Origin of the sequence: Pseudomonas sp. UBT (genome assembly GCF_050915955.1) — a bacterium.
Lineage (GTDB): Bacteria > Pseudomonadota > Gammaproteobacteria > Pseudomonadales > Pseudomonadaceae > Aquipseudomonas > Aquipseudomonas antarctica_A.
Window position 1 is genome coordinate 3,900,441 of record NZ_CP168079.1, and the last position, 14,352, is coordinate 3,914,792.

Below are 14,352 nucleotides of genomic sequence, written 5' to 3' on the forward strand. Positions count from 1 at the left end.
GGATAACGCCATGCTCCGGATGTACAGTTTGATGCTGGCGTTGACCCTGAGTCTGACCGGCTGTGCGTCGTGGTTCGAAGACGACGCGCCCGCGCCTCACGTCTCGCTGGTGAAAGTCGAATTGGTACGGGCCAAGTTGCTGGAGCAGAAGTTCAAGCTGTACTTTCGCGTGGACAATCGCGACGACGCGGACCTCACCGTGCGCGGGTTGATCTACAAAGTCAGCCTGGGCGATTTTGTACTGACCGAAGGCGAGTCCAACGAATGGCTGACCATACCGCCGCGAAGCCATGGGTTTTTCCGGGTGTCGGTGCGTACCAACCTCTGGCCACAGATACGCGATGTGGTGCAGATGTTGAAAAACCCCACCAAGCCCGTCCCTTATCGCCTGGAGGGCGAGCTGAAAACCGGATTATTCATCGGTAATGACGTGCAGGTCGCCCATAATGGCGAGATAATCCCCGGCGATTTTATTCCGGAGCGACATCGATGACTCAGCAACCCCATGTCCATGGTCCTGACTGCAACCACGATCACGATCACGATCACCATGATCACGACCACGGCCATGTCCACGGCCCGAACTGCGGCCACGCTCACCAGGAGCCGGTGCGCAACGCCTTGAAAGACGTTGGTCGCAACGATCCTTGCCCATGCGGCAGCGAGAAGAAATTCAAGAAGTGCCACGGGGCCTGATGCCCTGATTGCAGTCAGTGGGGGAGCTAGCTTGCCTGCGATGGCGATCTGACAGATAACGATGTGTCAACTGAACCACCGCTATCGCAGGCAAGCCAGCTCCCACATTTGTCCTGTGTTGCCAACTCAGGATTTGCGCCACAACTGCAACACCACCTCCAATCCCCCGCCTTCGCGATTACTCAAACTCAACCGCCCTTCATGCGCCCGAGCAATGGCGTGCGCAATGCTCAACCCCAGCCCATACCCGCCCGTCTCGGCATTGCGTGAGCTTTCCACTTGCCGAAGTGTATGGCGTGCAGGTGCGGATTGAGCGGTGACAACAGTCGTTGCAGATGCTGGTGGACGGCGCGGTGTGAAATGCTTCTAACGGTAGACCTAAATGTTTCATTGAATTTTTGCGCCTCGAACATCACCTATACCTACAGGCATTCGCTCATTTGGAGAGCTTCATGATCGACCTGTATTACTGGACTACCCCCAACGGTCACAAAGTATCGCTGTTCCTGGAAGAAGCCGGCCTGCCCTACAAGGTGCACCCGATCAACATTGGCCAGGGCGACCAGTTCAAGCCGGACTTCCTGAAGATCGCTCCCAACAACCGCATTCCGGCCATCGTCGATCAGAACCCAACCGACGGCGGCGCGCCGATTTCGCTGTTTGAATCCGGCGCTATCCTGCTGTACCTCGCGGAAAAAACCGGCCAGTTCATTCCAAAAGACCTGCGCGGTCGCCAGGAAGCGCTGCAATGGCTGTTCTGGCAAATGGGTGGGCTGGGGCCGATGGCCGGGCAGAACCATCACTTCAGCCAGTTCGCGCCAGAGAAAATCCCCTACGCGATTAAACGCTATGTAGATGAAACCGCGCGTCTGTACGGCGTGCTGGACCGGCGCCTGGCGGACCGCCCATTCGTGGCGGGCGAGGCGTACAGCATTGCTGACATGGCGATTTACCCGTGGATTGTTTCCCACAAATGGCAGAGCCAGCGTTTGGAGGATTTCCCCCATGTTCATCGCTGGTTCAACCGCATCAAAGAGCGGCCGGCGACGGTTCGGGCGTATGAACTGGTACAGAAAGTGAATCCGCCGAAATCCTGATTCAAAGTCTTCCTCGGTCAAAATGTAGGAGCAGGCTTGCTCGCGAATGCGGTGGTTCAGTCAGACCTTCATAGACTGACACACCGCATTCGCGAGCAAGCCCGCTCCCACATTTGATTTGTGCAAGACCCAAACTCCTGCTTGCGTCGTTTCGCCGCGCTCACTAACGTAGCGCCTTTAATGACGCTACCCCCCGCAGGAGCTTTGCCATGGCCTCGCCAGCCCTCTCACATTTTCTTCCCCGGTTCGGCGTTGCCGCGGCAGTAGCCAGTGCATTAAGCCTGGCCGGTTGCCAGATCCAGAGCACCCAGGACACCCTGCCTCCCGTTGCCGGCGTGCAGCCGATCAAAGGCCTGGCACAGAATGTTTCGGTGCGCCGCAATGCCCAGGGCATGCCGCTGATCGAAAGCAACACCTTCCATGACGCGCTGTTCAGCCTTGGTTATGTGCACGCCAGCGATCGGATCACGCAGATGGTCACCTTGCGCCTGCTGGCTCAGGGCCGTCTGGCGGAAATGTCCGGGCCAGAGGTGCTGGATGTCGACCGATTCATGCGCGCCGTTAACCTGAAAAAAAGCGCCGGCGAGCTGTATAACGCCTCGTCACCGCGCCTCAAGCGCTTCTTTGAAGTGTATGCCCGTGGCGTCAACGCCTACCTGTTCCGCTACCGCGACAAGCTGCCGCCGGACCTGGCCCAGACGGGCTACAAGCCTGAGTACTGGAAGCCGGAAGATTCGGCGCTGCTGTTCTGCCTGCTGAATTTCAGCGAGTCGAGCAACCTGCAGGAGGAGTTGTCATCGCTGGTGCTCGCGCAAAAAGTCGGTGTCGACAAACTCGCCTGGCTCACCCCAAGCGCGCCGGATGAACCGATCCCACTGGCCGAAACCGACAAGCTCAAAGGCGTGAACCTCAGCCAGATCACCGGCCTGGCCGGTTTGGAAAGCGTCGGTCAGCAACTGAGCAGCTTGAATGCTCTGGCCGTCACCACGTCAAGCAACTGGGCCATCGGCCCGCAACGCAGCCGCAGCGGAAAAAGCTTGCTGGCCAGCGACCTCGCGGCCCAGCCGCAAGCACCGTCGCCGTGGAACTACGTGCAGATTCGCGCGCCGAAATACCAGGCGGTCGGCGCCTCGATTGCCGGGCTGCCGACCCTGCTGTCGGGCTTCAACGGCAAAGTGGCGTGGAGCATGAGTGCGGTCAAAGGCGATACCCAGGACCTGTTCCTGGAGAAGGTCAAGCGCCAGGGCAGCGCGTTGTACTACGAGAACAACGGCAAATGGCTGCCGGCCGCCGTGCGTAATGAAACCTACCTCGCCAAGGGCCAGCGGCCGATTCGCGAAGTGGTGTACGAAACCCGCCACGGCGCCCTGCTCAACAGCAGCCAGGCCCTGACCAGCGGTTTCGGCCTGGCCCTGCAAACCGCCGATTTCAAGGATGACAAGAGCCTGGATGCGTTCTTCGACCTGTCCCGCGCACAAAGTGCCGGCAAGGCCTCGGATGCGACCCGGGAAATCCGCGCCATCGCACTGAACATGATTTTCGCCGACGCCAGCAGCATTGGCTGGCAAGTCACCGGCCGCTTCCCCAACCGCCGCGAAGGCGAAGGCCTGCTGCCCTCGCCGGGCTGGGACGCGCGTTTTGACTGGGACGGTTACGCCGACGCGATGCTGCACCCGTACGATCAAGACCCGGCCCAAGGCTGGATCGGCACCGCCAACCAACGCACCGCGCCACGCGGCTATGGCATGCAGCTATCCAACTCTTGGGATGCACCGGAGCGCAGCGAGCGTCTGGCGCAACTGGCCAACGCCGGCAAGCATGACACCCGCAGCATGATCGCCATGCAGTACGACCAGACCACCTTATTCGCCGCCAAGCTCAAGACCATGTTCCAGGCGCCGGGTATGGCCCAGCCGCTGAAACAGGCAATCGATGCATTGCCGGCGGCCGAAGCGGCCAAGGCACGCGAGGCGCTGAATCGCCTGATGGCCTTTGATGGCCGTCTGGCGCCGACTTCCGCCGACGCGGCGATCTACGAGCTGTTCCTGCAGGAAAGCACCAAACAGATCTTCCTCGACGAACTCGGCCCGGAAAACAGCGCCAGCTGGAAAGCCTTTATCAGCAATGCCAACGTGTCCTACTCCGCCAACGCCGACCACCTGCTGGGCCGCGAAGACAGCCCGTTCTGGGATGACGTGCGCACCGCGCAAAAAGAAGACAAGCCGGCGATCCTTGCCCGCAGCCTCGCCGCCGCAATCAGCGCCGGCGACAGCCAACTCGGTGGCGATCACAAGGCCTGGCAGTGGGGCAAGTTGCACAGCACCACCTGGAAAAACACCAGCGGCCAAGTGATTCGTGGCCCATTCGCCAGTGGCGGCGACCACAACACCCTGAACCCGGCGCCTTACAGCTGGGGCCAAGACTTCGCGACGACCCAAGTGCCGGCGCTGCGCATGATCATCGACTTCGGCCAGGCCGAACCGATGATGGGCCAGGGCGGCATCGGCCAGTCCGGCAACCCGGCCAGCCCGAACTATGCGAATGGCATCGACCCGTCGCTCAAGGCGCAATACCTGAGCTTCCCGATGCAGCCGCAGAACTTTGACAAGGTGTATGGGAAGACCCGGTTGACCCTGACGCCTGGCAAGTAACCCGGTTTCTTACTGAAGAAACCGGATCAAAAATGTGGGAGCGGGCTTGCTCGCGAATGCGGTCGATCAGTCACTGAATAGTTGGCTGAACCACCGCATTCGCGAGCAAGCCCGTTCCCACATTGACCTTATGCATTCCGATAGAACTTCTCGCCCCACCGTCCCCTCATACCTGATAAGCCCATCGCCCCCGGCACGCCCATGGACCTTGTCATCGCCCGGCCCGAAGGCCTCTACTGCCCCGCCGGAGATTTTTACATCGACCCCTGGCGGCCGGTGGAGCGCTCGGTCATCACTCACGCCCACGGCGATCACGCCCGCACGGGCAACCAGCACTATCTGGCGGCCGCGCCCGGCGAAGGCATTCTGCGCTCGCGGTTGGGCCAGGACATCAACCTGCAAACCCTGGCCTATGGTGAAAAACTCGTACACCACGGCGTCACGTTGAGCTTTCACCCCGCCGGGCATGTGCTCGGTTCAGCCCAGGTGCGCCTGGAATACCAGGGCGAAGTCTGGGTGGCATCCGGTGACTACAAGGTCGAACCCGACGGCACGTGTGCCCCCTTCGAGCCGGTGCGTTGCCACACCTTTATCACCGAATCCACGTTTGGCCTGCCGATCTACCGTTGGCAGCCCCAGGCGCAGATTTTCGCCGGGATCAATGCCTGGTGGCAGGCCAATATCGCCGCCGGCAAGGCCAGCGTGCTGTTCTGTTATTCCTTCGGCAAAGCCCAACGCATCCTGCATGGCATCGATGCCAGCATCGGCCCGATCCTCAGCCACGGTGCGGTCGAACCGTTGAACCGCGTGTACCGCGAGGCCGGCGTCTACATCCCCGAAACCCTTTACGCCGGCGACTTTAAAAAAACCGACCCGCTGCTGCGCCAAGCCTTGATCATTGCGCCACCTTCCGCCGGAGGCAGCAGCTGGATACGCCGCTTCGGCGACTACAGTGATGCGTTCGCCAGTGGCTGGATGCGCCTGCGCGGCACCCGGCGACGGCGCGGTGTGGACCGGGGCTTTGTGCTGTCGGACCACGCCGATTGGCCCGGCCTGTTGTGGGCCATCGAACAAACCGGCGCCGAACGGGTGATGGTCACCCACGGCTCCGTAGGCGTATTGGTGCGCCACCTGCGCGAAAAAGGCCTGGACGCCCAGGGCTTCACCACCGAATACGGTGATGATGAAGAAGAGGCCACGGCATGAAAGCGTTCGCCGAGTTGTACGCCAACCTCGACGCCACCACTTCCAGCAACGCCAAGCTCGCCGCGCTGCAAACCTACTTCCGCCAAGCACCGCCACAGGATGCTGCGTGGGCGGTGTACTTCCTGTCCGGCGGGCGGCCTCGTCAACTGGTCCCCACGCGCCTGCTGCGGGACATGGCCACCGAAGCGTCGGGCATCGAACCCTGGTTATTCGAGGAGAGTTACCAGTCAGTCGGTGACCTGGCGGAGACCATTTCCCTGCTGTTACCGGAATCGACCTACACCTCAGAAGACGGTCTGGCGGTATGGCTGGAAGAAAAGCTCCTGCCCCTGCGCGGTCTGCCACCACTGGAACTGGCCGAACGCCTGCCCGCGTTGTGGGCGCAGCTGGATCAACCCAGCCTGATGGTGTGCATCAAATTGATCACCGGCAGTTTTCGCGTGGGCGTGTCTAAATTGCTGGTCACCCGCGCCCTTGCCGCCATGGCCGACCTCGACAGCAAACGGGTGGCCCAGCGCTTGGTGGGCTACACCGACCTGTCTAACCGTCCGACAGCCGAAGGTTACCTTAAGCTGATCGCCGCCGAATCGTGCGACGAACATGCGCAACGCGGCGGACAGCCTTATCCCTTTTTCCTCGCCCATGGGTTGGCACAACCGGTGGAGCAATTCGACGCCCTGCTCGGCCCGCCCGCCGACTGGCAGGTGGAATGGAAATGGGATGGCATCCGCGCGCAGCTGGTCAAGCGTGAGGGTCGCCTATGGGTCTGGTCTCGGGGTGAAGAGCTGGTCACCGAGCGATTCCCTGAACTGCACAGCCTGGTGAGTGGCCTGCCGGATGGCACCGTGATCGACGGCGAAATCGTGGTGTGGAAGGACGCAGTGCAACCTTTCGCACTGCTGCAACAGCGCATTGGCCGTAAAACCTTGAGCAAGAAAATCCTCGAGGAGGCACCGGTCGCTGTATTGGCCTACGACCTGCTGGAGTATCAGGGCGAAGATTGGCGCAGCCACACCCAGGCCGAGCGCCGCGCCCAGCTTGAGCACGTGATTGCCCAGTGCAACCAACCGGTACTGCTGCCATCGCCGCTGCTGACCGGTAACAGTTGGGCGGACCTCGCCCAACAACGTGAGAGCTCTCGCCGCCTCGGCGTGGAAGGCATGATGCTCAAGGCGCGTGATGGCCTCTACGGCGTAGGCCGCACCAAGGACATGGGCGTGTGGTGGAAATGGAAAGTCGACCCGTTCAGCGTCGACGCCGTGTTGATTTACGCCCAGCGCGGCCATGGCCGACGTGCCAGCCTGTATAGCGACTACACCTTTGCGGTGTGGGACGGCCCGCCCGGAACTGAACGCACGCTGGTGCCCTTCGCCAAGGCGTATTCAGGCCTGACCGACGAAGAAATGCGCAAGGTCGACGCCATCGTGCGCAAAACCACGGTGGAAAAATTCGGCCCGGTCAGCAGTGTGACGCCGAGCATGGTGTTTGAGCTGGGGTTCGAAGGGATCGCCCTGTCCAAGCGGCACAAAAGCGGGATTGCAGTGCGGTTTCCCAGGATGCTGCGCTGGCGCCAGGATAAGGCGGTGGATGAGGCCGACAATCTGGGAACGCTGCAGGACTTACTGGCCTGACTCTTCTTCACCAACACCATCAATCATCGTGGCATCCGGGCTTGCCCGCGATGGCGGTAAGTCAACTGAAGAGGAGTTAGCTGACCCACCGCCATCGCAGGCAAGCCTGGCTCCGACATTTTTATCCTCGGACGCCTCGAAATGGTGCACTGAAAAATCAATGCCCGTTTTCGGGCATCTCCTACACTAAGAACTCCCTCGTCCTTCCTTTTAAAACGATCATTCGGAACGACATTCGGAACTATGGTGCAGAAATTGCTACTTGTGATCCGTCTGACACCGTTCAGTAACAGTCATAAACGCGCCACAAGCGCTTATCTTGGTTTCCAGGGATTACATAATGAAAAAAGCATTGCTGACCCTTTCTGCACTGGCTCTGTGCATGGCTGCTGGTGTTGCTACAGCCAAGGAATACAAGGAATTGCGTTTTGGTGTCGATCCTTCCTACGCGCCGTTCGAATCCAAGGCCGCTGACGGCAGCCTGGTAGGCTTCGATATCGACCTGGGCAATGCGATCTGCGCCGAGCTGAAGGTCAAGTGCAAGTGGGTCGAAAGTGACTTTGACGGCATGATTCCAGGCCTCAACGCCAACAAGTTCGACGGCGTGATTTCCTCGATGACCGTGACCGAAGCCCGTGAAAAGGCGATCGACTTCTCCAGCGAGCTGTTCTCCGGCCCGACTTCGTTGGTGTTCAAGAAAGGCGCGAACTACTCCACCCCTGAGTCGCTCAAGGGCAAATCCGTGGGTTACGAGCAAGGCACCATCCAGGAAGCCTACGCCAAGGCCGTACTGGATAAAGCCGGTGTAACCACCAAGGCTTACGCCAACCAGGACCAGGTGTACGCCGACCTGACTTCCGGCCGTCTCGACGCTTCGGTGCAGGACATGCTGCAAGCCGAACTGGGCTTTTTGAAGTCGCCAGCGGGCGCTGACTACGAAGTCAGCAAGGCCATCGACGACCCACTGCTGCCAGCCAAAACTGCGGTCGGTATCAAAAAAGGTAACAAAGACCTCAAGGCCCTGCTCGATAAAGGTATCAAAGCGTTACACGATGATGGCACCTACGCCACCATCCAGAAGAAACACTTCGGCGATCTGAACCTGTACAGCGGTAAATAACACCCCGGCGCCCACCTGTTTCAGGTGGGCGCTTTTTTATCGCCATAGGTCCTGAATTCATGTTTGAAGATCTTTTGCAAACCCTGGGGCTGAGTGCCTTCAGTTTGAAGGGGTTCGGCCCGCTGTTGCTGCAAGGTACGTGGATGACCGTGAAACTGTCGGTCGCCTCCCTGGCCGTCAGCGTCCTGCTGGGCCTGATCGGCGCCAGCGCGAAACTGTCCAGCGTCAGCCTGATCCGCATCCCCGCCCAGCTCTACACCACCTTGATTCGCGGCGTGCCCGACCTGGTGCTGATGTTGCTGATTTTCTACAGCCTGCAAATCTGGCTGACCGGTTTTACTGACTTCATGGAATGGGACTACATCGAAATTGACCCATTCAGCGCCGGGGTTATCACCCTGGGCTTCATCTACGGTGCCTATTTCACCGAGACCTTTCGCGGCGCAATCCTCGCGGTGCCACGTGGCCAACTGGAAGCGGCGACCGCCTATGGGCTTACTCGCGGGCAGCGGTTCCGCTTCGTGACCTTCCCGCAGATGATGCGCTTTGCCCTGCCGGGCATCGGTAATAACTGGATGGTGATGCTCAAGGCCACCGCGCTGGTGTCGATCATCGGCCTGGCGGACCTGGTCAAGGCCGCACAGGATGCGGGCAAGAGCACCTATCAACTGTTCTACTTCCTGGTACTCGCCGCGTTGATCTACTTGTTGATCACCAGCGCCTCAAACTTCGTCCTGCGTCGGCTTGAACGTCGCTACTCCGCTGGGTCCAGGGAGGCCGTGCGATGATCGAACTTCTGCAGCAATACTGGCGCCCCTTCCTTTATAGCGACGGCCAGCACATCACCGGGCTGGCGATGACCATGTGGCTGCTCAGCGCCTCGCTGGTCTTTGGTTTTCTGGTGTCGATCCCGCTGTCCATCGCCCGCGTGTCGCGCAAACGCTCTATTCGCTGGCCGGTGCAGTTCTACACCTACCTGTTTCGTGGCACGCCGCTCTATATCCAACTGCTGATCTGCTACACCGGGATCTACAGCATTGCCGCAGTGCGGGCACAGCCGGTGCTGGATGCGTTCTTTCGCGATGCGATGAACTGCACCATCCTGGCGTTCGCACTCAACACCTGCGCCTACACCACCGAGATTTTCGCCGGGTCGATCCGCAGCATGGCCCACGGTGAAGTCGAAGCGGCCAAGGCCTATGGCCTGAGCGGCTGGAAGCTGTATGCCTATGTGATCATGCCGTCGGCCCTGCGCCGCTCATTGCCGTACTACAGCAATGAAGTGATCCTGATGCTGCACTCGACCACGGTGGCCTTTACCGCGACGGTGCCGGACATTCTCAAGGTTGCCCGGGACGCAAACTCGGCCACCTACATGACCTTTCAATCATTCGGTATCGCGGCGCTGATCTACCTGACCGTAACCTTTGCCCTGGTCGGTCTGTTTCGTTTGGCAGAGCGCCGCTGGCTGGCCTTCCTCGGGCCGAGCCACTAAGGAGCATTCATGCGTCATCAGGTACACGAACTGATCGCGCCGGTGCCAGGTACGGCGCGGCAGATTCACAGTTTCCACTTCGGCCCGGAACAGGCTGAAGGCAAGGTCTACATCCAGTCATCGCTGCATGCCGATGAACTGCCGGGCATGCTGGTGGCCTGGCACCTCAAGGCGTGCCTGGCGAAACTGGCGACGGCCGGGCGTTTGCGCAGCGAAATCGTGCTGGTGCCCATCGCCAACCCGGTGGGCCTGGAGCAGGTGTTGATGGACATTCCACTGGGTCGCTACGAGCTGGAAAGCGGGCAGAACTTCAATCGCCTGTTTGTCGACCTCAGCGACGAGGTTGGTAATCAGGTCGAAGACCTGCTGGGAGAGGACCCCAAGCACAACGTCGAACTCATTCGCGACGCACTGAGCCTGGCCCTTGCGGCGCACACCGCCGAAACCCAGTTGCAATCCCAACGCCTGGTGCTGCAACGCCTGGCCTGCGACGCTGACATGGTGCTGGACCTGCATTGCGACTTCGAAGCCGTGGCGCACCTGTACACCACGCCCGACGCATGGCCGCAGGTGGAGCCATTGGCACGCTATATCGGCTCGGAAGCCAACTTGCTCGCCACCGATTCCGGCGGGCAGTCCTTTGATGAGTGTTTCACCCTGGTGTGGTGGCAGTTGCAGCAGCGCTTCGGCGAGCGCTTCCCGATCCCCATGGGCAGCTTTTCGGTGACCGTCGAACTGCGCGGCCAAGGCGACGTCAACCACGGCCTGGCCAGCCTCGATTGCCAGGCGATCATCGACTACTTGATTCACTTCGGCGCCATTGCCGGCGACGCAGCGCCATTGCCCGACCTGTCTTACCCGGCCACCCCGCTGGCGGGTGTCGAGCCGGTCACTACGCCTGTCGGCGGCTTGCTGGTGTTTTGCGCCCTGCCCGGTGAATACCTGGAGGCTGGGCAACTGATCGCTGAAATCATCGACCCTATTACTGACCGCGTAACGCCCGTGCACTGCAAAAACGCCGGCCTGCTTTACGCCCGTTCGCTGCGGCGCATGGCCACTGCCGGGATGGTGATCAGCCATGTCGCAGGCCATGAGGCCTACCGCAGCGGCTACCTACTTTCGCCTTGAGGATGCACGCCCCATGTACAAATTGACCGTTGAAGGCCTGCATAAAAGCTATGGCGACAATGAAGTGCTCAAAGGTGTTTCGCTCAAGGCCAAGACCGGTGACGTGATCAGCCTGATCGGCGCCAGTGGCTCGGGCAAAAGCACCTTTTTGCGCTGCATCAACTTTCTGGAAACCCCCAACGACGGCGCGATGACCCTCGACGGCCAGCAGATCCGCATGGTCAGCGACCGCCACGGCATGCGCGTGGCCGACGACGCCGAACTGCAACGCCTGCGCACGCGGCTGGCGATGGTGTTCCAGCATTTCAACTTGTGGAGCCACATGAGCGTGCTGGAAAACATCACCATGGCCCCGCGCCGGGTGCTGGGTTGCAGCAAGAAGGACGCCGAAGACCGTGCCCGTCGCTACCTGGACAAGGTGGGGTTGCCGGCGCGCGTGGCCGATCAATACCCGGCGTTCCTGTCCGGTGGCCAACAGCAGCGGGTGGCCATCGCCCGCGCCCTGGCCATGGAACCTGAGGTGATGCTGTTCGACGAACCCACCTCGGCCCTCGACCCGGAACTCGTGGGTGAAGTGCTTAAAGTGATTCAGGGGCTGGCCGAGGAAGGCCGCACCATGATCATGGTCACCCACGAAATGAGCTTTGCCCGCAAGGTGTCGAGCCAGGTGCTGTTCCTGCACAAGGGCCTGGTGGAAGAGCAAGGCACGCCCGAGGATGTGCTGGGCAACCCGAAGAGTGAGCGCCTGCAGCAGTTTTTGAGCGGTAATTTGAAGTAAACCTTTGCGGCGCCTGGAGGGTCTTTGAAAGAGAACCTCCAGAGCGTCAGCCGCCCTATGGCAAAACCCGTCGACTTCGCAAAACAATGGTTTGCCGCCAAGGGCTGGAAGCCGTTCGCCTTTCAAAAGGCCGTATGGGCAGCGGTCAAAGAGGGCCGATCGGGGTTGCTGCATGCCAGCACCGGCGCGGGTAAAACCTACGCGCTGTGGTTTGCCGCCCTCAATCGTTTCGCCATCACTCGCCCGCCCACCATCGGCAAACGCAAAGCGCCTGCTGAGCCGCTCACCGTGTTGTGGATCACGCCCATGCGCGCATTGGCCGCCGACACTGCACGCGCCCTGGAAGCGCCGCTTGCGGCCTTGCAGATTCCCTGGAGCGTCGGCCTGCGCACCGGCGACACCAGCAGCAGCGAACGCGCACGCCAGACTCGTCGCCAGCCCACCGCACTGGTCACCACACCGGAAAGCCTTACGTTGATGCTGGCCCGTGCCGACAGTGAGACGAGCCTGGCGCACCTGCGCATGGTGATCGTGGATGAGTGGCATGAACTGATCGGCAATAAACGCGGCGTACAACTGCAACTGGCGTTGGCGCGTTTGCGGCGCTGGCATCCGGAACTCGTGGTGTGGGGGATTTCGGCAACGCTGGGTAATCAGGCCCACGCATTGGAGGTCCTGGTCCCACAAGGCGGCGGCATCAATGTGCAGGGGCAAACGGCGAAAGAGCTGAAGGTCGACACCCTCTTGCCGCCCATCGCTGAGCGTTTCCCCTGGGCCGGGCATATCGGTTTGAAAATGTTGCCGCAGGTCGTGGCCGAAGTGGATACCAGCAGCAGTTGCCTGGTGTTTACCAATACGCGGGCGCAGTCGGAGATTTGGTACCAGGCGTTGCTGGAAGCGCGTCCGGATTGGGCCGGCGTGATTGCCCTGCACCACGGCTCGCTGTCCCGGGAGACGCGTGACTGGGTGGAACGGGCCTTGAAGGACGGCCAGCTCAAAGCGGTGGTGTGTACTTCCAGCCTGGACCTGGGCGTGGATTTCCTGCCGGTGGAGCGGGTGCTGCAGATCGGCTCGGCCAAAGGCGTTGCGCGCTTGATGCAGCGCGCCGGGCGCTCGGGGCATGCGCCGGGACGGCCGTCACGGGTGACGCTGGTGCCAACCCACAGCCTCGAACTGGTGGAAGCCGCCGCCGCCCAGGATGCGATTGCCCAGCGGCGCATCGAAGCCCGAGAATCGCCTTACAAACCTTTGGATGTGCTCGTACAACACTTGGTGAGCATGGCCCTGGGCGGTGGTTTTACCCCCCAGGCGCTGCTGGCGGAGGTGCGCGGTGCCTGGGCGTATCGCGACCTCACAGACGCTGATTGGGCCTGGGCGCTGGGGTTTGTGCGCCATGGTGGCCTGTCACTGACTGCCTACCCGGATTATCGCCGTGTAGAGCCCGACGAACAGGGTATCTGGCGTGTCCCGGATGCCCGCCTGGCGCGCCGTCACCGCATGAGCGTGGGCACTATCGTCAGCGACGCGAGTATTCAGCTGAAATTCTGGAGCAAGGGCGGTGGCGGCAAGAACCTGGGCAGTGTCGAGGAAGGCTTTATCGCCCGGCTCAAACCCGGTGATGGTTTTCTGTTTGCCGGGCGTTTGCTGGAGCTGGTGCGGGTGGAAAACATGACCGCCTATGTGCGACGCAGCACCGCGAAAAAAGCTGCCGTGCCGCGCTGGAATGGCGGGCGCATGCCGCTCTCCAATGAGTTGGCCCAAGCGGTGGTTGAGCGTTTTGATGCCGCCGCGCACGGGCGTTATGACGGCCCGGAGATGCGGGCGGTGCAACCGTTACTGCAAACCCAGTTGCGCTGGTCGGGCCTGCCAACGCGCGAGCATTTACTGGCCGAAGCCCTGAAATCGCGGGAGGGCTGGCACCTGTTTCTCTACCCGTTTGCGGGGCGCCAGGTGCATCTGGGGGTGGCGAGTTTGTTGGCGTGGCGGGTCAGCCAACTGCAGCCGGTGACCTTTTCGATTGCCGTGAATGATTACGGGCTGGAACTGTTGAGTGCCACGCCGGTGGATTGGCCTCGTTTACTGAACGAGGCGCTGCTGAGTCCGGCGAACTTGTTGTTGGATGTAGCGGCCAGCCTAAACGCGGGTGAACTGGCCCTGCGCCGCTTTCGCGAAATCGCACGCATCGCCGGGCTGGTGTTTGCTGGCTACCCCGGCGCGCCGAAAAGCACCCGTCAGGTGCAGGCGTCCAGCGGCTTGTTCTATGAAGTGTTCAAGCAATATGACCCGCAGAATCTGCTGCTGGCCCAGGCCGGGGAAGAAGTCCTGCGGGACGAGTTGGATATTCGTCGCCTGGAAGACACTCTGCGCCATCTGGTGGCGCTGAAGCTGGACCTGCATGTGATCGAACGGCCGACACCGTTGGCCTTCCCACTGCTGGTTGAGCGGATGCGCGAAAGCATGAGTTCGGAAAAGCTGTCGGAGCGCATTGCGCGGATGGTCAGGGACCTGGAAAAAGTCGCGGATAACGGGGAGCGCTAAGGGTGTACTCAG

12 protein-coding genes and 1 pseudogene are annotated in these 14,352 nt (G+C 61.0%); 12 read left to right on the plus strand and 1 reads right to left on the minus strand.

All coding sequences use genetic code 11. The features are described from left to right. The first annotated feature begins 10 nt into the window (after positions 1-10). Complete coding sequence (locus ACDZ94_RS18000) at positions 11-493, plus strand: LEA type 2 family protein (protein ID WP_064451183.1); 483 nt, start codon at positions 11-13, stop codon at positions 491-493. After that, positions 490-696, plus strand: a complete 207-nt coding sequence (locus tag ACDZ94_RS18005) for an SEC-C metal-binding domain-containing protein (RefSeq protein WP_034137262.1) — start codon at positions 490-492, stop codon at positions 694-696. The genes ACDZ94_RS18000 and ACDZ94_RS18005 overlap by 4 nt, the downstream gene beginning before the upstream one ends. 126 nt (positions 697-822) lie before the next feature. On the opposite strand, the pseudogene ACDZ94_RS18010 reads toward ACDZ94_RS18005, so the two are convergent. Next, positions 823-978 (minus strand): annotated as a pseudogene (locus tag ACDZ94_RS18010) (ATP-binding protein); the annotation flags it as partial. A 170-nt stretch (positions 979-1,148) separates the two neighbouring features. On the opposite strand from ACDZ94_RS18010, the gene ACDZ94_RS18015 reads away from it, so the two are divergent. From ACDZ94_RS18015 to ACDZ94_RS18060, 10 genes are all read left to right on the plus strand, one after another. Next, positions 1,149-1,793: a glutathione binding-like protein gene (locus tag ACDZ94_RS18015; RefSeq protein ID WP_064451182.1), complete on the plus strand. Its 645-nt coding sequence runs from the start codon at positions 1,149-1,151 to the stop codon at positions 1,791-1,793. A 209-nt stretch (positions 1,794-2,002) separates the two neighbouring features. Beyond that, positions 2,003-4,444 carry a penicillin acylase family protein gene (locus ACDZ94_RS18020; RefSeq protein ID WP_064451181.1) on the plus strand — a complete coding sequence of 814 codons (2,442 nt, stop codon included), beginning with the start codon at positions 2,003-2,005 and terminating at the stop codon, positions 4,442-4,444. A 201-nt stretch (positions 4,445-4,645) separates the two neighbouring features. After that, complete coding sequence (locus tag ACDZ94_RS18025) at positions 4,646-5,650, plus strand: ligase-associated DNA damage response exonuclease (protein ID WP_064451180.1); 1,005 nt, start codon at positions 4,646-4,648, stop codon at positions 5,648-5,650. After that, a complete protein-coding gene (locus tag ACDZ94_RS18030) occupies positions 5,647-7,281 on the plus strand; it encodes an ATP-dependent DNA ligase (RefSeq protein WP_432750551.1) in 1,635 nt (544 codons plus the stop codon). The genes ACDZ94_RS18025 and ACDZ94_RS18030 overlap by 4 nt, the downstream gene beginning before the upstream one ends. Positions 7,282-7,621: 340 nt before the next feature. After that, the gene (locus ACDZ94_RS18035; protein ID WP_017254762.1) at positions 7,622-8,401 is read left to right on the plus strand and encodes a transporter substrate-binding domain-containing protein; all 780 of its coding nucleotides are present in this window, start codon (positions 7,622-7,624) and stop codon (positions 8,399-8,401) included. Positions 8,402-8,460: 59 nt separating this feature from the next. Then, positions 8,461-9,189, plus strand: coding sequence for an ABC transporter permease (locus ACDZ94_RS18040; protein ID WP_221294137.1), 729 nt, complete (start codon positions 8,461-8,463; stop codon positions 9,187-9,189). Further along, entirely contained in the window at positions 9,186-9,896 is a 711-nt protein-coding gene (locus tag ACDZ94_RS18045; RefSeq protein ID WP_221294136.1) for an ABC transporter permease, read from the plus strand. The genes ACDZ94_RS18040 and ACDZ94_RS18045 overlap by 4 nt, the downstream gene beginning before the upstream one ends. A gap of 9 nt (positions 9,897-9,905) precedes the next feature. Then, complete coding sequence (locus ACDZ94_RS18050) at positions 9,906-11,024, plus strand: succinylglutamate desuccinylase/aspartoacylase family protein (RefSeq protein ID WP_432750552.1); 1,119 nt, start codon at positions 9,906-9,908, stop codon at positions 11,022-11,024. A 13-nt stretch (positions 11,025-11,037) separates the two neighbouring features. Further along, positions 11,038-11,802: an ABC transporter ATP-binding protein gene (locus ACDZ94_RS18055; RefSeq protein WP_064451175.1), complete on the plus strand. Its 765-nt coding sequence runs from the start codon at positions 11,038-11,040 to the stop codon at positions 11,800-11,802. A gap of 57 nt (positions 11,803-11,859) precedes the next feature. Continuing rightward, positions 11,860-14,340, plus strand: a complete 2,481-nt coding sequence (locus ACDZ94_RS18060) for a ligase-associated DNA damage response DEXH box helicase (protein ID WP_432751519.1) — start codon at positions 11,860-11,862, stop codon at positions 14,338-14,340. Positions 14,341-14,352 lie beyond the last annotated feature (12 nt).

Coding starts and splice junctions, on each gene's coding strand:
- ACDZ94_RS18000 (WP_064451183.1), top strand. CDS start 11: ATGCTCCGGATGTACAGTTTGATGCTGGCGTTGACCCTGAGTCTGACC.
- ACDZ94_RS18005 (WP_034137262.1), top strand. CDS start 490: ATGACTCAGCAACCCCATGTCCATGGTCCTGACTGCAACCACGATCAC.
- ACDZ94_RS18015 (WP_064451182.1), top strand. CDS start 1,149: ATGATCGACCTGTATTACTGGACTACCCCCAACGGTCACAAAGTATCG.
- ACDZ94_RS18020 (WP_064451181.1), top strand. CDS start 2,003: ATGGCCTCGCCAGCCCTCTCACATTTTCTTCCCCGGTTCGGCGTTGCC.
- ACDZ94_RS18025 (WP_064451180.1), top strand. CDS start 4,646: ATGGACCTTGTCATCGCCCGGCCCGAAGGCCTCTACTGCCCCGCCGGA.
- ACDZ94_RS18030 (WP_432750551.1), top strand. CDS start 5,647: ATGAAAGCGTTCGCCGAGTTGTACGCCAACCTCGACGCCACCACTTCC.
- ACDZ94_RS18035 (WP_017254762.1), top strand. CDS start 7,622: ATGAAAAAAGCATTGCTGACCCTTTCTGCACTGGCTCTGTGCATGGCT.
- ACDZ94_RS18040 (WP_221294137.1), top strand. CDS start 8,461: ATGTTTGAAGATCTTTTGCAAACCCTGGGGCTGAGTGCCTTCAGTTTG.
- ACDZ94_RS18045 (WP_221294136.1), top strand. CDS start 9,186: ATGATCGAACTTCTGCAGCAATACTGGCGCCCCTTCCTTTATAGCGAC.
- ACDZ94_RS18050 (WP_432750552.1), top strand. CDS start 9,906: ATGCGTCATCAGGTACACGAACTGATCGCGCCGGTGCCAGGTACGGCG.
- ACDZ94_RS18055 (WP_064451175.1), top strand. CDS start 11,038: ATGTACAAATTGACCGTTGAAGGCCTGCATAAAAGCTATGGCGACAAT.
- ACDZ94_RS18060 (WP_432751519.1), top strand. CDS start 11,860: ATGGCAAAACCCGTCGACTTCGCAAAACAATGGTTTGCCGCCAAGGGC.